Origin of the sequence: Pantoea sp. B9002 (assembly GCF_013385945.1) — a bacterium.
Classification (GTDB): Bacteria; Pseudomonadota; Gammaproteobacteria; order Enterobacterales; family Enterobacteriaceae; genus Pantoea.
In genome coordinates this window covers 1-19,279 of record NZ_JACAPA010000046.1, presented here as the reverse complement: position 1 = coordinate 19,279, position 19,279 = coordinate 1, and the positions used below count along the sequence as shown (strand labels likewise).

Annotated in this window: 19 protein-coding genes; 14 read left to right on the top strand and 5 right to left on the bottom strand. The window is 55.4% G+C overall.

The features are described 5' to 3' along the window. Nucleotides 1-65: 65 nt before the first annotated feature. On the top strand, nucleotides 66-1,118 hold the full coding sequence (dinB, locus tag HX773_RS20405; RefSeq protein WP_370463626.1) for a DNA polymerase IV: 1,053 nt from the start codon (nucleotides 66-68) through the stop codon (nucleotides 1,116-1,118). Between the two features lie 161 nt (nucleotides 1,119-1,279). Here dinB and HX773_RS20400 read toward each other — a convergent pair whose 3' ends face one another. The 4 genes from HX773_RS20400 to pepD all read right to left on the bottom strand — a co-directional run bounded on the left by HX773_RS20400 (nucleotide 1,280) and on the right by pepD (nucleotide 6,628). Then, nucleotides 1,280-2,344, bottom strand: coding sequence for a sugar ABC transporter substrate-binding protein (locus HX773_RS20400; RefSeq protein WP_176973051.1), 1,065 nt, complete (start codon nucleotides 2,342-2,344; stop codon nucleotides 1,280-1,282). 27 nt (nucleotides 2,345-2,371) lie between these two features. Further along, entirely contained in the window at nucleotides 2,372-3,370 is a 999-nt protein-coding gene (locus HX773_RS20395; RefSeq protein WP_101762520.1) for an ABC transporter permease, read from the bottom strand. Further along, nucleotides 3,367-4,872, bottom strand: coding sequence for a sugar ABC transporter ATP-binding protein (locus tag HX773_RS20390; RefSeq protein WP_176973050.1), 1,506 nt, complete (start codon nucleotides 4,870-4,872; stop codon nucleotides 3,367-3,369). The genes HX773_RS20395 and HX773_RS20390 overlap by 4 nt, the downstream gene beginning before the upstream one ends. 295 nt (nucleotides 4,873-5,167) lie before the next feature. Then, the gene (gene pepD / locus HX773_RS20385) at nucleotides 5,168-6,628 is read right to left on the bottom strand and encodes a beta-Ala-His dipeptidase (protein ID WP_176973091.1); all 1,461 of its coding nucleotides are present in this window, start codon (nucleotides 6,626-6,628) and stop codon (nucleotides 5,168-5,170) included. Between the two features lie 255 nt (nucleotides 6,629-6,883). Between pepD and gpt the strand changes: the two genes are divergently transcribed. The 3 genes from gpt to crl all read left to right on the top strand — a co-directional run bounded on the left by gpt (nucleotide 6,884) and on the right by crl (nucleotide 9,215). Further along, the gene (gene gpt, locus HX773_RS20380; RefSeq protein WP_007887137.1) at nucleotides 6,884-7,342 is read left to right on the top strand and encodes a xanthine phosphoribosyltransferase; all 459 of its coding nucleotides are present in this window, start codon (nucleotides 6,884-6,886) and stop codon (nucleotides 7,340-7,342) included. A gap of 121 nt (nucleotides 7,343-7,463) precedes the next feature. Next, a complete protein-coding gene (gene frsA / locus HX773_RS20375; RefSeq protein WP_176973049.1) occupies nucleotides 7,464-8,711 on the top strand; it encodes an esterase FrsA in 1,248 nt (415 codons plus the stop codon). A 102-nt stretch (nucleotides 8,712-8,813) separates the two neighbouring features. Then, complete coding sequence (crl, locus tag HX773_RS20370) at nucleotides 8,814-9,215, top strand: sigma factor-binding protein Crl (protein ID WP_008108946.1); 402 nt, start codon at nucleotides 8,814-8,816, stop codon at nucleotides 9,213-9,215. A gap of 81 nt (nucleotides 9,216-9,296) precedes the next feature. Here crl and ompC read toward each other — a convergent pair whose 3' ends face one another. Further along, a complete protein-coding gene (gene ompC, locus HX773_RS20365; RefSeq protein WP_176973048.1) occupies nucleotides 9,297-10,388 on the bottom strand; it encodes a porin OmpC in 1,092 nt (363 codons plus the stop codon). A gap of 245 nt (nucleotides 10,389-10,633) precedes the next feature. On the opposite strand from ompC, the gene proB reads away from it, so the two are divergent. The 10 genes from proB (at nucleotide 10,634) to HX773_RS20315 (ending at nucleotide 18,892) form a co-directional block, all read left to right on the top strand. Next, on the top strand, nucleotides 10,634-11,737 hold the full coding sequence (proB, locus tag HX773_RS20360; RefSeq protein ID WP_008108950.1) for a glutamate 5-kinase: 1,104 nt from the start codon (nucleotides 10,634-10,636) through the stop codon (nucleotides 11,735-11,737). A gap of 10 nt (nucleotides 11,738-11,747) precedes the next feature. Next, the gene (proA, locus tag HX773_RS20355; RefSeq protein WP_176973047.1) at nucleotides 11,748-13,001 is read left to right on the top strand and encodes a glutamate-5-semialdehyde dehydrogenase; all 1,254 of its coding nucleotides are present in this window, start codon (nucleotides 11,748-11,750) and stop codon (nucleotides 12,999-13,001) included. A 353-nt stretch (nucleotides 13,002-13,354) separates the two neighbouring features. Continuing rightward, nucleotides 13,355-14,086, top strand: coding sequence for a S24 family peptidase (locus HX773_RS20350; RefSeq protein WP_007887129.1), 732 nt, complete (start codon nucleotides 13,355-13,357; stop codon nucleotides 14,084-14,086). A 415-nt stretch (nucleotides 14,087-14,501) separates the two neighbouring features. Continuing rightward, entirely contained in the window at nucleotides 14,502-14,780 is a 279-nt protein-coding gene (locus tag HX773_RS20345; RefSeq protein ID WP_176973046.1) for a hypothetical protein, read from the top strand. Between the two features lie 183 nt (nucleotides 14,781-14,963). Further along, nucleotides 14,964-15,431 (top strand): hypothetical protein, encoded by a 468-nt coding sequence (locus tag HX773_RS20340; protein ID WP_176973045.1) that lies wholly within the window; start codon nucleotides 14,964-14,966, stop codon nucleotides 15,429-15,431. 2 nt (nucleotides 15,432-15,433) lie between these two features. After that, on the top strand, nucleotides 15,434-15,778 hold the full coding sequence (locus tag HX773_RS20335) for a hypothetical protein (RefSeq protein ID WP_176973090.1): 345 nt from the start codon (nucleotides 15,434-15,436) through the stop codon (nucleotides 15,776-15,778). Beyond that, nucleotides 15,775-16,068 (top strand): hypothetical protein, encoded by a 294-nt coding sequence (locus HX773_RS20330; protein ID WP_176973044.1) that lies wholly within the window; start codon nucleotides 15,775-15,777, stop codon nucleotides 16,066-16,068. Before HX773_RS20335 ends, HX773_RS20330 begins: the two co-directional genes overlap by 4 nt. Nucleotides 16,069-16,270: 202 nt before the next feature. After that, the gene (locus tag HX773_RS20325) at nucleotides 16,271-18,016 is read left to right on the top strand and encodes a glycosyl hydrolase family 28-related protein (protein ID WP_176973043.1); all 1,746 of its coding nucleotides are present in this window, start codon (nucleotides 16,271-16,273) and stop codon (nucleotides 18,014-18,016) included. 181 nt (nucleotides 18,017-18,197) lie between these two features. After that, nucleotides 18,198-18,491 (top strand): type I toxin-antitoxin system antitoxin YafN, encoded by a 294-nt coding sequence (gene yafN / locus HX773_RS20320; protein ID WP_176973042.1) that lies wholly within the window; start codon nucleotides 18,198-18,200, stop codon nucleotides 18,489-18,491. Then, entirely contained in the window at nucleotides 18,488-18,892 is a 405-nt protein-coding gene (locus tag HX773_RS20315) for a type II toxin-antitoxin system YafO family toxin (RefSeq protein WP_218168317.1), read from the top strand. The genes yafN and HX773_RS20315 overlap by 4 nt, the downstream gene beginning before the upstream one ends. Nucleotides 18,893-19,279: the final 387 nt, after the last annotated feature.

The window sequence follows — 19,279 nt, the reverse complement described above, 5'->3', positions numbered from 1 at the left end:
TTTGCATCTGTACAAATATCCAGTATTATAATGAGGTCTCGATTGATACTGGATTAGTGGCAAACGTGAAAATCATTCATGTCGATATGGACTGCTTTTACGCAGCGGTGGAAATGCGCGATGACCCGTCATTGCGCGATATCCCCATTGCGATTGGCGGCAGCCGTGAACGGCGTGGCGTGATCAGCACCGCGAACTATCCGGCACGTAAATATGGCGTGCGCAGCGCGATGCCAACCGGCATGGCGCTGAAACTCTGCCCGCATCTGCGGCTGCTGCCTGGTCGTTTTGATGCTTATAAAGAAGCCTCCCGCCAGATCCGCGACATCTTCTCGCGTTACACCTCGCTGATTGAACCGCTGTCGCTGGATGAAGCCTATCTGGATGTTACCGATAGCTTGCACTGTCATGGCTCGGCGACATTAATGGCGCAGGCGATTCGCGCCGATATCCTGCGTGAAACCGGGTTAACCGCTTCCGCCGGGATCGCGCCGATCAAGTTTCTCGCCAAGATCGCTTCCGATCTCAACAAACCCAACGGGCAATATGTGATTACGCCTGATGCGATGTCTGATTTTTTACTGACGCTGCCGCTGAGCAAAATTCCTGGCGTGGGTAAAGTGGCGACCAAAAAGCTGGAAGAGATGGGCTTGCGCACCTGCGCCGATGTGCAGCGCGCCGATCTGGCGTTACTGCTTAAACGCTTTGGCAAGTTTGGCCGCATCTTGTGGGAACGCAGCAACGGCGTGGATGAGCGCAATGTGGTGGTTGAGCGGGAACGCAAATCGCTCGGCGTTGAACGCACGCTGATGGAAGACATCCACAGCTGGGAGCAGTGTCTGGAGATTATTGATTTTCTCTATGCCGAGCTGGATCGCCGCTTAACCGCTATCAAGCCGGATAAGCAGATCGCGCGACAAGGCGTGAAACTTAAGTTCAATGATTTCCAGCAAACCACGCAGGAGCACGTTTGGCCGGTGCTGAATAAAGACGACATGATCGCGGTGGCGCGTCAGGCGTGGGATGAACGCAGAGCAGGGCGCGGCGTGCGGCTGGTGGGGTTGCATGTCACGATGGTGGATCCGCAGCTGGAGCGGCAGTTGGTGTTGGGGTTGTGAGATTGTGCGCGCTGCCCCTCATCCCGGCCTTCTCCCGCAAGCGGGAGAAGGAGAAAACAAACCGCACCGATCGGTTTCCTTTCCCGCCAGCATGAAAGCGAGAAGACAGCGCCGATCGGTTCCCTCTCCCACATGTGGGAGAGGGTTAGGGTGAGGGAAAACTACTTCTTACCGTACTTCGCTTCCAGCGTCGCAAACCACGGCGCGATGAAATCGCTGTTCTCGCCCCAGCCTGGAATGATCTTATTCAGCGACGCCACATTGACCGCGCCTTGCTGGCTGTTCAGCTGCTGCTGAGAAATTGAAGACGCTTTAAACTCGTAAGTCGCCGGTGTGGTTTCGCCTGCAATCTTGTTCGCCACCAGACGCATATTCACCGCGCCAATGGTTTTCGGATCCACCGCCACGGTTTGTACCCACGGACTGTTCTTTTCATGCATCAACTGCAGATCCTGATTGGATACGTCGATGCTGTACAGTTTGATCTCGGTACGACCATTCTCCTGCAGGGCTTTATACGCGCCCTGGCTGAAGGCATCCCACGAACCCCAGATCGCATCGATCTTGCCTTTCGGGTATTTCGCCAGAATCGCGCCAATCTTGTTGGCGGTATCGCCCTGAACGTCGGAAGAAACCGCGCCAATCGATTCCAGCTGATGAATGCCCGGATTCTCTTTCAGCAGCTTCTCATACACTACCTGACGACGATCCATCGCCGGGAAGCCAGCCACCCACAGCTTGACGATATTCGCCTTACCGTTGAAGTCTTTGATTAAACTGCCGAGCGATTCCTGTGCCAGCGAAGCATCGTTCTGCGCCGTCACGGTGACGCCCTCTACCGGCGTATTAACCGGCGTATCAAACACCGACAGCTTGATGCCCGCTGCGGCAATACGCTGCACCAGCGCAGTCGAGTAGGGATCTTTACCGTGCGACAGGATAATGCCGTCATATTTCTGGCTAATCGCCTGGTTCACGAAATCCTGGAAGCGCGCATCGTCGCCATTGCTGAGGAAAGTGCTGACCTTAAAGCCCAACTGGCGGCCTTGCTGAATCGCACCGGCGACAAACTGCGTAGTGTTATCGTCCGAACCCAGGTTGCGGATGATGGCGATGCGTACCGGGCCTTCATGGTTGGCGATAACCGCAGGCACTGCGGCATCGGCGAAGGCGGCGCTGGCGTTGAGCAGGCTAACCGCCAGCAGCGAAAGGGTAATTTTTTTCATTATGATCTCTTTCTGATTAAACGCGCCTTAACGGCGCTGGATGTAAGTCATCGCCAGCGCCAGCGCCAGTACCAGACCTTTAATAATGTCCATCGCGTAATAGGGCACCGACAACATCACCAGCCCGTTCTGCAACACACCAAGAATGATGGCGCCCACCAAGGTACCCAGCGCATTCGGTTTGCCCGAACCGGCCAGCGAGAAGCCGATCCACGCTGCGGCAACGGCATCCATCAGATAACCGCCGCCGGCATTCACCTGTGAAGAGCCGATGCGTGACGCCAGCAGAATGCCGCCCAAACCGGCCAGCAGCGAAGCCAGCACATACGCCAGTACGCGATAGCGCGTGGTACGAATGCCGGAGAGACGCGCCGCTTCCGGATTGCCGCCCAGCGCATACATACGACGGCCGTGCTTAGTCAGCGATAGCGCCAGCTGCGCCACAATGGTGACCACCAGCATGATAATTACGATGGTCGGCACCTGGCCGAGCAGACCAAAGGCCGCAGGAATGGTGCCCTCGGCCATGTCACCGCTCGGCAGCACCATATTCTCAGTGATGGAACCGCCAAAGCTGTAGGTCATCGCCACGCCCTGAATCACAAACAGCGTGGCGAGAGTGGCGAGCATGTCGGGAATACGTAGCACCACAATCAGGAAGCTGTTGAACAAGCCAACCAGCGTACACAGCAGCAGCGTAATAATGATGGCTTCGGTGGTGCCAAAGCCGTGCCAGACGAACAGCGAAATCACCAGCGCATTGGCCAGCGATGCGGTGGATCCCACCGACAGGTCAAAGCCGCCAATGGTCAGCGAAATCGACACGCCAATCGCAATCACCGTGACGATGGCGATGGAGCGCAGGATGTTGATGATGTTGGTCGGTTCGAGGAAGCTGTCTGAAGCGAGACCAAATGCGGCAATCAAAATCACCACCGTCAGCAACATGCCCCACTTATAGAGGAAATCAAACAGCTGATGGCGCAGAGAAGGCTGCGAGTTTAGGGATAGTTCTTTGCTGCTCACGCAGGTGTTCCTCCGGTGGAATAAAGCAAAAGTGCCTCTTCTGTGGCGGTGTTGCCCTCCATCTCTGCCACAATGCGCCCATCCCAGAGCACACAAATGCGGTCGCACAGACAGACCAATTCAGAAAACTCGCCCGAGGCATAAATGATGCCTTTGCCCTCGCGCGCCAGGCCATCGATCAGCGTGAACAGATCGGTTTTGGCTTTGATATCGACGCCTTTGGTTGGCTCATCAAAAATCAGCACATCGGCGTTGTTGCGCAGCCACTTGCCAATTGCCACTTTCTGCTGGTTGCCGCCCGACAAACGACGCAGGATTTGCCCCGGTCCGGTGGTACGCACATTCAGGCGCTGAATCACCTCTTCCGCCCAGCGCCACGCCTGGCGATGACCAAACAGGCTCCAGCGCGAGAAGCTGTTATCGGCGCTGATGCTCAGGTTCATGCTCACCGGTTCATCGATGAAAATGCCCTCTTTGCGGCGCTCTTCCGGGACCAGCGCCATGCGGTTTTCTACTGAATCATGCGGTGAACGCGGTCGCCACGGTTTGCCGTGCAGTTCGCCCTGCGTCACGCGGCTTTTACTGGCACCAAACAGCGCTTTGCACAGCTCGGTTTTACCGGCGCCCGCCAGACCAGCAATGCCCAGGATTTCCCCTTTATGCAGACGCAGCGAAATTTCCTGCAGTAAGCGATCGTCGTGTAAGCCTTCCACCGACAGCAGCAGCGGTTGAGTGGTACGGGCGCGACGCGGCGGAAAAACATCATCGAGCCGATGTCCCAGCATTTTTTCCACGATCTGCTCACCGCTTAGCGCCGCCATCGGGCTGCTTTCGATCAGACGACCATCGCGCAGCACCGTTAAGCGGTCGCAAATCGCTTTCAGTTCGTGAATGCGGTGCGAGATAAACACCACGCCAATGCCGCTGGACTGCAAGCGACGCACCACGGTAAACAGGCGCTCGCTCTCATGCTGATCGAGCGGGGCGGTGGGTTCATCCAGGATCAGGAAGCGGCAGTGATGGGACAGGGCGCGCGCCAGCAGGATTTGCTGCTTCTCCGCCAGCGAGCAACGCTCCACCAAACGGTTGACGTCGATGTTCACTTCCAGCTGCGCCAGTAACGTACGCGCCTGGCGGCGAATCTCGCGCCAGTTGTAGGCGTGACCCGGTTCGGCTAAACGATCGAGCAGAATGTTTTCGGCCACGCTGAGCTGTGGCACCAGCGCCACATCCACTTCCTGCTGCACCAGATGAATGCCGAGTTTTTTGGCATCGCGCGGTGAGCGAATGGTGACTGGCACATCATCCAGCAGAATCTCACCGCTGTAATCATCGTGTGCACCGGCCAGCACCGCCATCAGCGTAGATTTTCCGGCACCGTTAGCGCCCGTTAACGCGTGCACCGAGCCGCCTTCGGTCAGAAAATCCACCTGCGCGAGCGCGGCGAAACCGCCAAAGGCAATGGAGATATTACGCATCTCCAGGCGGTTGATCGCACTCATTGAGCCGGGCCTTTAATTAGTTGAGTTGGGGGCATTTTTTCCTGAACCATCACTCTCGGCAACGAACGAAAGGGCATAAGCTAGCACGAAATCTTATTAGCCATCCAGACATCTGGACGTGACGGCGGCTAAATCTGCATGGCAGGCAAGAGTTGGGGTAATCAGGAGGCGGTAAGCGAGATTATCAGGGGATTGTGCTGTGAAACCAGGTCGCCATAAATGACGACCCTACGAATTTTGTAGGGTGCGCATTCATGCGCACCTGGAAAATGGAAGGCTGTGGTCTGCGAAGAGATTACGCTTTTTCTGGCACCACGCTCAGCAGCGCGGTCAGCAGTTTCCAGTACAGGCCCACGCTTTCGATGTGAACCTGCTCATCCGGCGAATGCGGGCCGGTGATGGTTGGGCCAATCGAAACCATATCCATGTTCGGATACGGCTTTTTGAACAGACCACACTCCAGACCGGCGTGAATCACCTGAATGTTCGGCGTTTTGCCAAACAACGCTTCATAGGTTTTACGCGTCAGCGCCATAACCGGTGAATCGGCATCAGGCTGCCAGCCCGGATAGCCGCCTTTTGGTGCGCTTTTCGCCCCGGCCAGATCGGCCAGCGAGGTCAGCACTTCAACCACCCAATCTTTACCGGTATCGATCAGTGAACGAATCAAGCAGATGATTTCGGCATTATCCTGATCCATGGTCACCACGCCGACGTTCAGCGAGGTTTCCACCACGCCTTTTGCGACGTCGGAATTACGGATCACGCCGTTTGGCGTAGCGTTCAGCAGGTTAAGGAAGCGATCGCGGCTGTCAGCGTTCAGCGCCTGGCCTTGATGCGCCAGCGATTCGGTGACCACGGCGATGTTCTTCTCTTTAATGCCTAACTCGTTCAACAGCGTCGCCTGGAAATGTGCCGCAGCAGATTTCAGTGCATCAACCTTATGGCTGTCGATCGCCAGCGTAGCAAAAGCTTCACGCGGGATGGCGTTACGCAGCGTACCGCCGGTGAATTCGATCAGACGGACATCGAGTTCACGCGCGTGCAGCGCCAGGAAGCGTGCCAGCAGCTTGTTGGCGTTGCCGAGACCATGATGAATGTCGGCACCGGAGTGACCGCCTTTCAGGCCTTTCAGCGTCAGCTTCAGGGTTTCATAGCCCGCAGGAATTGCTTCACGCGTCAGCGGCAAGGTGGTGATGAAGTCGATACCACCGGCGCAACCCATGTAGATCTCACCTTCCTCTTCCGAGTCGGTGTTGATCAAAATGTCGGCCTGCAGCCAGTTCGGCTGTAAACCAAAGGCGCCGTCCATACCGGACTCTTCGGTCATGGTCAGCAGCACTTCAATCGGACCGTGAATCAGGCTGTTGTCAGCCAGCACCGCCAGCGCAGACGCCATACCAATGCCGTTATCCGCGCCCAGCGTGGTGCCGCGCGCTTTCACCCATTCGCCATCAACATACGGCTGAATTGGATCTTTGGTGAAGTCGTGCACCGTGTCATTGTTCTTCTGCGGCACCATATCGAGGTGCGCCTGCAGCGCCACCGGCGTGCGTTTTTCCATACCGGCGGTAGCGGGTTTACGAATCAGGATGTTGCCAACCTGATCGCGCTCAACCCAAAAACCTTGCTCTTTTGCCCAGCCTACAACGTGTTCGGCCAGTGCTTCTTCGTGGTAAGAAGGGTGCGGAATGGAACAGATTTTGGCAAAAATATCCCACAGCGGTTGGGGTGAAAGTTGCGACAATTCAGACACCATGCATCTCCTGTGTCAGCGTGGCGGACAGACCGCACGCACGCGGGTTTCCAGTAAAAATCGTCGTCAGAAAATCTGACGTGATGGGCCTGAGAATATCACTGTTTCTCGCCGGGTGCGTAATCAGGCGCGCTAAAAACCTGCAACCAGTAAGACAGATGCTGGTTTTTAAGGCGTCAGATCCTTATAATCTCGCGCAACCTTTTCCCCCTTGCATATTTTTTAAGCCAAGTTTCTTGGCCGGGATTCCTTTATATGAGCGAAAAATACGTCGTAACCTGGGACATGTTGCAAATCCATGCCCGTAAACTGGCCCAGCGCCTGCTTCCTGTGGAACAGTGGAAAGGTATCATCGCGGTGAGCCGTGGTGGTCTGGTTCCGGCATCGCTGCTGGCGCGTGAACTCGGTATTCGCTATGTCGATACCGTGTGCATCTCCAGCTACGATCACGATCATCAGCGCGAAATGAAAGTGCTGAAGCGTGCCGAAGGCGACGGTGAAGGCTTCATCGTGATTGACGACCTGGTGGATACCGGCGGCACCGCGCAGGCGATCCGCGATATGTATCCAAAAGCGCGTTTCTGCACCATCTTCGCGAAGCCAGCTGGCCGTGCGCTGGTGGACGACTACATTGTCGATATCCCGCAGAACACCTGGATCGAGCAGCCTTGGGACATGGGCGTGGTCTACATCCCGCCAATCGTCAAAAGCTAATTGATGCATCGCAAACAACGCCCGGTTATGCCGGGCGTTGTGCTTTCTGCGCCTCGCGCGCGTATGGCGGGTGCAGTACACTCTTAGCCATCGCCACGTTGTTGGCAGGAGAATAGCTGAGATGTCTGATAAAAACCTGAGCGAAGAACTGTTCAAACCGCGTTTTAAACACCCGGAAACCTCCTCATTAGTGCATCGCCAGCATCATGCCGCCGTGCAGGTGCATAACGCCCTTGAAGGGGATACGCAGCGCGGCTGGTATCGCATGCTGAACAAGCTGCTGTGGACGTGGCGCGGTCTGTCGCCGCAGGAGATCAGCGAAGTGCTGGCACGTATCGCGGTGAGCGAGTTCGAACGCACCAATGAAGCCTTGCTCGATACGGTGATTGGCTATCGCGGCGGCAACTGGAATTACGAGTGGTCGAAGCAGGCGGCGATCTGGCAGCAGCGCGCGTTAGAGAGCGAAAACCATGACGATGCCGGTCAGCATTGGCTGCATGCCGCCAATCTGTTCAGCCTCGCGGCTTATCCTTATATCAAAGGCGATGAGCTGGCCGATCAGGCGCAGGTGCTGGCCAATCGCGCCTACGAAGAAGCCACGCAGCGTCTGCCGGGCGAACTGAAATCCCTGACCTTCCCGATAGGCGGCGGCAGTCCGGTGACGGGCTTCCTGCACATGCCTGCGCAGGCCGAAGCGCCGTATCCCACCGTGCTGCTGTGCGGCGGCCTTGATTCGCTGCAGAGCGATCACTATCGCCTGTTCCACGACTATCTGGCGCCGCGCGGCATCGCCATGCTGACGCTGGATATGCCATCGGTAGGCTTCAGCAGCAAATGGATGCTCAATCAGGACACCAGCCAGGTGCATCAGCAGGTGCTGCGTGAACTGAGCAATGTGCCGTGGATCGATCACACCCGCGTGGCGCTGCTGGGCTACCGCTTCGGAGCCAACGTGGCGACGCGTCTGGCCTATCTGGAAGTGCCGCGAGTACGCGCGGTGGCGACGCTGGGTGCCATGGTGCACAGCGTGTTTGTGGATGCGCAACAGCAGCAGCAGCTGCCGGATATGTACATGGATATGCTGGCGAGCCGTCTCGGTATGTCCTCAACTTCCGACAGCAATCTGCGCACGGAACTCAATCGCTACTCGCTGAAGGTGCAAGGCTTACTCGGCCGCCGCACGCCAACACCGATGCTGGCGGCTTATTGGCCGGATGATATTTTCGGTCCGGAAGCGGACGCGCAGCTGATCGCCAACTCCTCGTCGCAGGGCAAGGCGCTGGCGATTCCCGCCAAGCCGGTATTTGCCAGTTTCGACAAAGCGTTGAATCAAATTTGTGACTGGCTGGAAAAACAGTTGAAAGGCTAACTGGCGAAATCTCTGAACTCTGCTACTACTTATATCCGGGATTTTCCATTTTTATGTTAATGGAAAGCTGGAAGTGCAATTTAAAGGGTTAAGGGAAAAGAGATGACATTACCGAGTGGTCACCCCCGTAGTCGCCTGCTTAAGCGCTTCACCGAATTGGGGCCGTATATCCGTGAAGGCAAATGTGAAGAGACACGCTTCTTCTTCGATTGCCTCGCAGCCTGTGTCAACGTCAAGCCTGCACCAGAACTGCGTGAGTTTTGGGGCTGGTGGATGACGCTGGAAGCCTATGAAGATCACTTCACATACGAATATCATTTTGGCCTGTTTGATAAAGCGGGTGATTGGGGCGCTGCGACTATCAAAGGCAAAGAGAACAATGCCAAAGTGGAAAGCACGCTGCGTAATTTCCATGAGCGTCTGAAAGCGATGCTGCTGGAACAGAAACTCGATCTGCGCCCGGCGGAAGGCTTCAAAGAAGAGCCGGTGAAACTGAGCGCCTGACAGGCATTTAAGGGTTTAAAAAGGAAAGAGCCGGTGATGAGCCGGCTCTTTTTTTATAGACACAACGAGGGTAAAGATAAATCAGAACTGATAGGTCAGGCCAACCGCCACAACGTCATCGTTGTTCAGGTTCAGCTTGTTGTTGTCATCCAGCTGGTTGATTTTGTAATCCACGAAGGTCGACATGTTTTTGTTGAAGTAGTAAGTCATGCCCACGTCGATGTATTTAACCAGATCCTCGTCACCGATCCCTTCGATGTCTTTGCCTTTGGTCTGGATATAGCCGAGGGACGGACGCAGGCCGAAGTCGAACTGATACTGCGCCACCACTTCGAAGTTCTGCGCTTTGTTAGCAAAGCCGCGGGTGCCGATTGGCGTCATGTTGCGGGTTTCGGTGTAGATAGAAGCCAGGTAGATGCTGTTCGCATCGTACTTGATACCGGCGCCCCATGATTCGGCTTTATCACCGCTACCCAGCGCTTGCAGCTGCTGCTGATTGGTACGGTCTGAAGAGGTGATGGCCGACATCAGGCTGATGCCGGTGTCAGCGATGGTGTAACCCAGTGACGCACCGTAACCGTCGCCGTTCTGACGCGACGTATCGGTGATGCTGCCACGGGCGTTAGCGCTGGTGGCGTCGTTTTTGCCCTGATATTGCAGCGCGAAGCGCAGGCCATCAACCAGACCAAAGAAGTTGCTGTTGCGGTAAGTGGCTACGCCAGTGGCACGCGCAGTCATGAAGTTATCGGTACGCGCCGTACCGTCACCGCCGAACTCTGGGAATACGTCAGTCCAGGCTTCGACGTCATACAGCACGCCGTAGTTACGACCGTAGTCGAATGAACCGTATTGGCCGAATTTCAGACCAGCAAAGCCCAGACGGGTTTTGTTGCCTGCGTTGGCATCAGAACCTTCAGAGTTATTCACGTTGTACTGATATTCCCACTGACCGTAACCGGTCATCAGGTCATTAATCTGCGTCTGGCCTTTGAAACCGATACGCACGTAAGATTTGTCGCCGTCGCTTGACGCGTTATCGCTGAAGTAGTGTTCAGCTTTAACACGGCCGTAGAAGTCCAGTTTATTACCGTCTTTGTTATACACTTCTGCGGCGTTTGCGGTGGAAGCCAGTGCCAGCGCTGATACAACTAATGCCAGTGTGCTCTTCTTCATTTTGCTATCAATCCCAATGAGTAAAATTTGTTGTACCCGTGAAAGGTTTTGTAAAACACCGACTTTTTACCGGTTGGTGATGAACGTTTTATGACAGTTTTTCGGATTTCTTGTTAATCGCGAACTTTTGGTCTACCGCATTGTCAGGGGATTTTTGTGCTTTTCCCCTTGCTGTTGTTGGCTTCCTTGCTCACTCCTGATAAAACGTCCCTTCGCAGATTTTTTTCTTACATGGCAGGAAAAACATGAGTGGCAGTCAGACCCTTGTGGTCAAGTTGGGTACTAGCGTCCTCACCGGCGGTTCACGTCGGTTGAATCGGGCGCACATGGTGGAGTTGGTTCGTCAGTGTGCGCAGCTGCACGCCGCGGGCCATCGCATTGTTATCGTTACCTCTGGCGCCATTGCCGCCGGACGCGAACACCTTGGTTACCCCGAACTGCCGCCTACCATCGCCTCAAAGCAGCTGTTGGCTGCGGTGGGGCAGAGCCGTTTGATCCAGCTGTGGGAACAACTGTTTTCGATTTACGGCATTCACATCGGGCAGATGCTGCTGACGCGCGCCGATATGGAAGACCGTGAACGTTTCCTTTACGCGCGTGACATGCTGCGTGCGCTGCTCGACAACCACATCGTGCCGGTGATTAACGAAAACGATGCGGTGGCGACTGCCGAAATTAAAGTGGGCGACAACGACAATCTGTCGGCGCTGGCAGCGATGCTGGGCGGCGCGGATAAACTGCTGCTGCTGACCGATCAGCAAGGGCTGTTCACCGCCGATCCGCGTACCAATCCGGAAGCGGAGTTGATCAGCGACGTGCACCAGATTGACGATGCGTTACGCACCCTCGCGGGCGGCAGCGTGTCGGGCCTGGGAACCGGCGGCATGGCGACCAAACTGCAGGCGGCGGACGTGGCTTGCCGCGCGGGGATCGATGTGATCATCGCCGCCGGCAGTCGTCCGGATGTGATCAGCGATGTGCTGCATGGCAAACCGGTCGGCACGCGCTTCCACGCGCAGCAGTCGCCGCTGGAAAACCGCAAGCGCTGGATCTTTGGCGCACCGCCTGCGGGCGAAATCACCATTGATGATGGCGCGCTGGCCGCAATGCTTGAGCGCGGCAGTTCGCTGCTGCCAAAAGGCATTCGTGACGTGCAGGGCAACTTCTCTCGCGGTGAAGTGATCCGCATTCGTAACCTGCAGGGGCGCGATATCGCCCACGGCGTGACGCGCTACAATAGTGATGCCATGCGCATGATTGCCGGTCATCACAGCCAGGAAATCGGCGAGATCCTCGGTTACGAATATGGCCCGGTAGCGGTGCACCGCGACGACATGATCGTCAGTTAAGGAGCGGATGATGTTAGAACAGATGGGTAAAGCGGCGCGTGCTGCGTCGTACAAACTGGCGGAACTCTCCACCGAACAAAAAAATCAGGTGCTGCTGACCATCGCCGATCGTCTGGAAGCGGAAAGCGCGGACATTCTGGCGGCGAACGAGCAGGATCTGGCGGATGCGCGCCAAAATGGCATGAGCGAAGCGCTGCTCGATCGCCTGACGCTCAACCCGCAGCGTCTGAAAGGCATTGCCGATGACGTGCGTCAGGTATGTCGCCTGGCCGATCCGGTCGGTCAATTGATCGATGGCGGCCAGCTCGATAGCGGCCTGCGCATTGAACGTCGTCGCGTTCCGCTGGGCGTGATTGGCGTGATCTATGAAGCGCGCCCGAATGTCACCGTGGATGTCGCTTCGCTGTGCCTGAAAACCGGCAACGCGGCGATTCTGCGTGGCGGCAAAGAGACTTATCGCACCAACGCCGCCACCGTGCGCGTGATCCAAAATGCGCTGACCCAGCACGGTTTACCGGCGGGCGCGGTGCAGGCGATTGAAAACCCGGATCGCGAACTGGTGAATCAGCTGCTGAAGCTCGATCGCTACGTCGATATGCTGATCCCGCGCGGCGGTGCAGGTTTGCACAAGCTGTGCCGTGAAAACTCCACCATTCCGGTGATTACCGGCGGTATCGGCGTGTGCCATCTCTATCTCGATGAAACCATGGAGACCGAAGCCGCGCTGGAGGTGATCGTCAATGCTAAGAAGCAGCGCCCAAGCGCCTGCAACTCGCTGGAAACGCTGCTGATCCATCGCGATCAGGCGGACAGCTTTATTCCCGCTTTCCTGCAACGTATGGCGCAAGAGAAGATTGCGCTGCACGCCGACGAAAATGTGCTGGCGCTGCTGCAAAACGGTGCCGCCGAGGTGGTGGCGGTGCAAACGGAAAATTATGATGACGAATGGTTGTCCAACGATCTGAACGTCAAGCTGGTGGCGGATATTGATGAAGCCATCGCGCATATCCGTGAGCACGGCACGCAGCACTCTGATGGCATTCTGACGCGCAGCATTGGCAACGCCAATCGCTTCGTCAACCAGGTTGACTCATCGGCGGTATACGTTAACGCCAGCACACGTTTCACCGACGGCGGCCAGTTTGGCCTCGGCGCCGAAGTGGCGGTCAGTACGCAGAAGCTGCACGCGCGTGGTCCAATGGGACTTGAAGCGCTGACCACCTACAAATGGATAGGGTGGGGCGACGATACGCTACGTCGCTAATGTTCGCTCCTGCATGATAATGGGCACCGAAAACGGTGCCCATTTTTTTCGCTTTCGATCCAGTTATTCCAAGAGCTTTTTGATTTATTTCTGTCATCTATGGCGGGCTCGCGGCTTTTCACCCATTTTTTCCTTTAGATGCTGGTCTTACTGCTACAGAACAATCCTGAAAACCCCTGTCAGAACAAGCGATATGGCACTGAACACTGGTTTCGCCCTAACCGAAGGGGATAATGATTGTCCAGCTTCATTGATAAAAGCGGTTGGGTAGTAAACTGCCGGTAATATAAAATGAACTGGTAGCAAAAATGAAAATAACATTCAGTCTTTTACTGAAGGCAGATTATTAACTGATGGTTAAAAAAGAAAGTACGAGACAAGCATTCACTGCCAGGCTGATTGCCGCATGCGAAAGCGCGGGAATTGTCGGACATGGACGGAACAAACAGGTTGCGCTTGCTCTGCAAGAGAGGGGATGCAAGATCTCAACGCCGGGGGTGTGGAAATGGTTTAACGGACAATCGATACCCGATGATAATAATTTACTGGCGCTCAGCCAGTTACTCGACGTGCGCGTTGAGTGGCTGCAATTTGGCATGGAAAAACCGGCCGCCTTGCTGACGCAGCGAAGTCTGGTGAATCCACAGCATCTGTTTCGCGTGGAGAGTCTGGATATCGGCCAGCACGGCGTACGCAGCAGCTCTACGCGCGATGAACTGGTGGAAACCATTCAAGCCATTGAATATGGGCTGGAAGAGGCGCGGGTGCTGTTTAACGGCCGTCCGGCGGAAAATATTCGCCTCATCGCACTGAACAGCGATTCGATGGCTGGCACCTTTGCGCCGCGCGATCAGTTGTTTGTCGATATCAGCGTGCATCGCTTCGATGGCGATGGCATTTACCTGTTCACGCTTGACGATCAGCTCTATCTCAAACGCCTGCAACTTCAGCACAAAAAGGTCGCGGTGATCTCCGATAACAAGCGCTATGAAACCTGGTATCTCACGCTGGAAGAAGCCAAGACGCTGCAAGTGGTGGCGCGGGTGATCATGAGCCAGGCGCGGGATTACCAAATCCTGGGCTGATCACAAAACGCCAGATTGCGACAAAAAAATATTTTGGCTGAAATCATAAATTTAACTGATGGTAAATAAAAAATTAACCATTGGTGTTTGCCAATGCATTAGAACCTGTTAATAATTTGAGCATGGATGGACAACATACCTGCTCACGGATGAGCCCGCTCTTAAACAATTGAGGCGCTGCACAAGCGCGATACATACCATCCAAAGTTAGTGAACTTTGGGATGGGGTGGATACGCACTTTGCAGCGTTGTCAGTTGCCCTCTGATTTTCACTCTCCTCTACTTCACCCTGGCCGCGAATGCAGCCGGGCGAGTTGACGTCGAGTATTTTCCAGAGGAACAGCGAACGCGTCGGCATCAGCCGAATTGCCGTGCCTGCCACCCCATCGCCAAAGACTCATTAACAGGAGGAGTTATGGCGATTATCCAGTACGGGAAGTCAGTATTTTCAGGCAATGCACGCACGCGCCGCCATCGGCGACGCCAGTCCCTCAGCCGCCTTAAGCGCAGCATCGACAGCGCACTCGGCATCGAATACGAAAACGTTACCTTGCGCACCGCTGAACGCATCTGCCAGCGCCAGACGCTGTCGCGCGTTGACAGCGCCGTGTTAGCGCCCGTTCGTGTTCAGCAGGCACAAGCCAGCTTCGATAACTGCTGTTTGCCCCACGTCTATCTGTATGCCGTGCGCTAAACCTGCATCACTTTCCCCAGTTTTAAACGGAACGTTTCATTGTTGCTCAATGTTTAACCATCCTTGAGCGTTTCGCTTATATGAAAACGCGCTCAATGTCGTAAACGATCAGCAGGATTTATGTTTTTTGCCGTTTTGCGCAGCCATTTTCAGACTGTTGCGCCCCGTCAAAGAGGAATTTCTATGAGCCAGATTATTGCCATCCTGAATTTCGAAGAGGGTTACCGCGAAGCGCCTTACCTCGACTCGCTGGGTTTCCCAACGGTCGCCGGCGGCATTCGCATCGGCCCCAAAGGTGCCTCGCTCAGCAACTACATCTTCCAGGTGCCGCGTCCCGTCGGCGATGTGTGGAAGCAGTGCATTGTCGAGGGCAAGGTGCAGCAGATGCATCAGCGTGCGCTAGTGCAGCAGGCGCTGGCCAAATGCAACGAGGCGCGCTGCGATGTGCTGATCAGCATGGGCTATCAGCTGGGTGTGGATGGGCTGGAGATGTTTCGCGGCATGCTCACCGCCATCACGCAGGGCGATTTCAACAGCGCGGCCAACGCCATGCTCGACAGTCTGTGGGCCAGCCAAACCTCGGGCCGCGCGCGCCGCCATGCTGAAGTGATGCGCAGCGGCACCTACGACATCTATCGGGGGCTGCTATGAATCTGAAACTGCTGATTTTTGTCACTGCGGTGCTGGCGGTGGTGGTGGTGGTGATGGTGATGCAGCGCTTCACCACGCTGGAGTTCGTGAAACATGCGCGGCTGTTATTCAAAACCTGGTCGGTGTGGCTGGCGTCACTCGGTTCGATGCTCAGCGCGTGGGTGCAATCGTTCCCCACCGCTGCGCTTGATGCCTGGAACAGCATGCCGCCCGACGTGAAAGCGATTCTGCCGCACAACTATTTGGGGCTGATTGGCGCCTTCATGGTGGCGATGGGCGTGATTGCCCAATTCGTGCGCCAGAAAGGCCTCAACCAGCAGAAAACGGCGATGGAGGAAAAAGCATGACACTTCTCATGACATTGTTCGGCGGCAGCTGGCACTGGGTTGCCGCCCTGGCGGGCGTCTTCGCCGCGCTGGTTGCCAGCTACTTCGGTGGCAAAAAAATCGGCAAGGTGCAGCAAGCATCCCAATCTGCCGTCGAGCACGCCGATAAAGCCGCGGCGCAAGCGGTAGCGGTTAACCAACAGCAGCAACAGCTGCGCGAGGAGGCCAAACGTGTGGAAGCCAGCAATCTTAATCTTGATGACGCTGCTGCTCGCGACAAGCTGCAGCAATCGAAATACCACCAGCGCTGAAGCGCCCGTCGTCATCGACTCTGCCTGTACCCTTTTTTCCCCGATTTACACCCACGGCAATGACGCCGAGCGCATGGACGTTCGCACCGTGCGCGCCATTAACAACCACAACGACCTTTGGGATCAGCACTGCGGCCAGCCGGCTCAGTAACGCTGCTCTCTTGAATTTGCATTACCTACCCGAAAAGCCGAGGAGGCTATGATGATCGAAGTTAACTCTTATGCAGAACTGCGCACCACTGTACCGGCCAAAAACGGCGATCTGGCATTCTTACGTCGCTACAACGCTGACTCCACCTTCCACGGTGGCGGTGATTTTACCGGTTTTATCGGCACCACCACGGCGGTAGAAGATGGCGGTACGCTGGTGATCGGTAACGGTTTTTACTGGAAACGCGTGATTAACGATCCGTCGGAGATCAACGTTTATCACTTCGGTGCGAAAGGCGACGGTTACGCCAACGATACCGATGCGTTTAACCGTATGCTGGCGTGGACGCAAAACTACTCGGGCAACATCACCGCATTACCGGTGCGTTTCCCAGGCGGTAAATTCCTGATTAGCCCAATCGACATCAGCGGCACCGAGCGCGCCTTCTTCGGCTTGCAGGGCGATGACGTGGAGCTGGGTTCGCTGCCGCGCACCACCATCATTTCCGACAAAAGTGCCAACACGGTGTTCAAGGTGAAGGCGCGTCGTACCTCAATCCGGGGTATCGCGTGGAACGGCCAGGCATCCGCCGATATCACCACCAACAAAAGCACCATCACCGCCGATATGTGCAGCAACGTGCAGCCGTTCTTCGAAAACACCTGTATCGAAGGCACCACCGTCAATATCTACTGTTTCCGCGCGCAGAATAACGGCGGTACGGTGATCAAAGTGCTGGATACCCTCGACAGTAAATTCGACCAGATTTACACCCTTTATACCTACGGACGCGTGTTTGATGTGGGCTGGTCGAACTCGCCGAAAGGCGCGTGGGATCACTCCACGGCGATTGAGCTGTGTAACTGTAACTTTCAGACCGGTTACGGTGACGCCACGCTCTACATGCCGCGCGTGACGCAGGGGGTTATTCGCAATGTGTGGATTGAGCACACGCGCAATCCGGGCGATCTCTCTGACGGCGGCTGGACGGTGGATACGCTGAACATTGAGGATTGCGGTACGCCGTTGAATCTCAACAATGCGCGCGTGGTGATCCGTCAGCTCAACCTGCAATCTGGCGCGAAACTCAGCCTGGATGCGGTGGCCGGACGTTGGTTATCCACCTTTGAGTACGGTTATCGTCGCGACGAGAATTACGGCACCTTTATGACCGGATCGCTGCGTGCGGGCTATTTCAGCGGCTACAAAATTACCAATAACACCGACACCGATAACTGGTATCGCGTTGGGCAGCTGTTCTTCCCGAACGCCAACCAGCAGTGGGTGATGGAGTTTATTGGTAAAGCGGATGCCACTCAACCAACGGGCACCGCCGGTTCGCCGGTCAACGTGGCGGCGACCGGGAAAACCTGGGTTAATCTGCAGCGTCTGGAAACGGTGTGGGCCGATGCCTATCACATGGGACAACCTGCGGTGCTGGATATCCGCTACAGCCGTGTGGGCACCACCTATGCAGCGGTGTGGGTAAAACTGCGCGCCAATAGCGGTGACACCATGATGAACCTGAAATGTACCGGTCCAACGCGTTTCGATACTGGTTCCTGCTCGCTGTTCCAGCAGGACTTCTCGGTCGTGACCGATACCACCAAACTGGGCGGTTTCAAACCGGCGGCGCGCTTCGGCCTGCACAACGGTTTGGCCGGTATTGGGGCGAACGAGAAAGGGGTGCTGACCGTCGCGACGGCGGCCGGTACGCCGACCAACAAAACCGCGCCTACGGGCTTTGTGCTGGTCAACATTAACGGTGTCGATCGTAAACTTCCTTATTACGATTGAGGTCCAGCATCTTTTTGGCGAGGCTTCGGCCTCGCCTTTTTTTTGTCTAATAGACGATAACAAGATATCTATCTCTACAAGCTGGTCGAAATCACTTCTGTATAATTTTCAAACACACAAATTGATGTACACTTTGATGTGCATTATGATGCATTCAATGAAATGTGATGAGAGGTGATTTATGGAACGTATTCTCGCGGAAAAATCGATAAATATTACTGAATTAAGGAAAAACCCGGCTAAGTATTTCATTGATGAGCCGGTTGCAGTTCTCTCCAATAACCGACCCGCAGGTTATATGATCAGTGCTGAGGTGTTTGAAGAGCTTATCGATCTGTTGGAAGAGAAACAGGGAAGAGTGCATACCGCTGCGCGATTCAGGCCCAATGCTAATCGCTTGAGTGACATTGCGGAGGGTGGGGAGAAACTGCTGCAAAGCGCTTCTGATAAGGATCTGACCGAGTTCGCCGAATGAACATTAGGGTTTTTAAATCGACCTTGATCCGTCAGCAATTGAGCCCGGCAGAGCTTGATGATTTGGCGACGGATTTTCTTTCCTATAAAAAAGACGGTGAGTTGCCTGATACGTTTGGTCGGGATGCACTTTATGATGATGACCGAACCTATCCATTGGTAAAAGAAGAGCAGGTAGCTCACATTCATCTTGCCGATGCGAATGCACCTTTTCCCAAATTTTTACGTCAGTTCAAGCGCACCAGCGATCAGGCCCATTTGGTTTATTGCCGGGGTGCGATGGATACAGATGCCTATTTACTGATGATCATCCTGAAACCCGAAGCGCATAAAATGGCGCGCAATAATAACAATATGCACAAGATCGGAATGATGGCCGAAGCGTTCAGGATGAAGTATTAAGTTATTGAAATTCCTTCAATGCTTTTCAGTTAAGAAATCATTTTGCTTTAAATTTGGTATGGGCGCTGACACATCTGCTGCGTCACGGGCCGTCCTCGTGCCGTTAGCGCGGTGCCTTCGGCTTCCACGTTGGGCCAGGAGCCTCACGCATCCATGCGTGAGGCTCCTGGCCCAACGTAAAAGCCTCAGCGCTGCGAATAGCCCTTTTGCCGCAGCAGACGCGCCAGCGCCGACAGCCAATGAGCCATCTTCAACAACACGCACTGAAGCTTAATAGCAGGCCGGGGTCACTTTTGGGCAGGCAATCCGCAGCGCTGAACGAAGCGAGGAAGCCAGGAGAGCCCGCAGGACGCGGGCGAAAGGCGAAGCCGGGACATGGAAGTCCCG

Excerpts from the sequence above, each read along its gene's own strand:
- ompC (WP_176973048.1), bottom strand. The coding sequence starts at position 10,388 with ATGAAGAAGAGCACACTGGCATTAGTTGTATCAGCGCTGGCACTGGCT.
- crl (WP_008108946.1), top strand. The coding sequence starts at position 8,814 with ATGACATTACCGAGTGGTCACCCCCGTAGTCGCCTGCTTAAGCGCTTC.
- HX773_RS20345 (WP_176973046.1), top strand. The coding sequence starts at position 14,502 with ATGGCGATTATCCAGTACGGGAAGTCAGTATTTTCAGGCAATGCACGC.
- HX773_RS20325 (WP_176973043.1), top strand. The coding sequence starts at position 16,271 with ATGATCGAAGTTAACTCTTATGCAGAACTGCGCACCACTGTACCGGCC.
- yafN (WP_176973042.1), top strand. The coding sequence starts at position 18,198 with ATGGAACGTATTCTCGCGGAAAAATCGATAAATATTACTGAATTAAGG.
- gpt (WP_007887137.1), top strand. The coding sequence starts at position 6,884 with ATGAGCGAAAAATACGTCGTAACCTGGGACATGTTGCAAATCCATGCC.
- proA (WP_176973047.1), top strand. The coding sequence starts at position 11,748 with ATGTTAGAACAGATGGGTAAAGCGGCGCGTGCTGCGTCGTACAAACTG.
- HX773_RS20330 (WP_176973044.1), top strand. The coding sequence starts at position 15,775 with ATGACACTTCTCATGACATTGTTCGGCGGCAGCTGGCACTGGGTTGCC.
- proB (WP_008108950.1), top strand. The coding sequence starts at position 10,634 with ATGAGTGGCAGTCAGACCCTTGTGGTCAAGTTGGGTACTAGCGTCCTC.
- HX773_RS20340 (WP_176973045.1), top strand. The coding sequence starts at position 14,964 with ATGAGCCAGATTATTGCCATCCTGAATTTCGAAGAGGGTTACCGCGAA.
- HX773_RS20390 (WP_176973050.1), bottom strand. The coding sequence starts at position 4,872 with ATGAGTGCGATCAACCGCCTGGAGATGCGTAATATCTCCATTGCCTTT.
- HX773_RS20315 (WP_218168317.1), top strand. The coding sequence starts at position 18,488 with ATGAACATTAGGGTTTTTAAATCGACCTTGATCCGTCAGCAATTGAGC.
- HX773_RS20400 (WP_176973051.1), bottom strand. The coding sequence starts at position 2,344 with ATGAAAAAAATTACCCTTTCGCTGCTGGCGGTTAGCCTGCTCAACGCC.
- HX773_RS20350 (WP_007887129.1), top strand. The coding sequence starts at position 13,355 with ATGGTTAAAAAAGAAAGTACGAGACAAGCATTCACTGCCAGGCTGATT.
- frsA (WP_176973049.1), top strand. The coding sequence starts at position 7,464 with ATGTCTGATAAAAACCTGAGCGAAGAACTGTTCAAACCGCGTTTTAAA.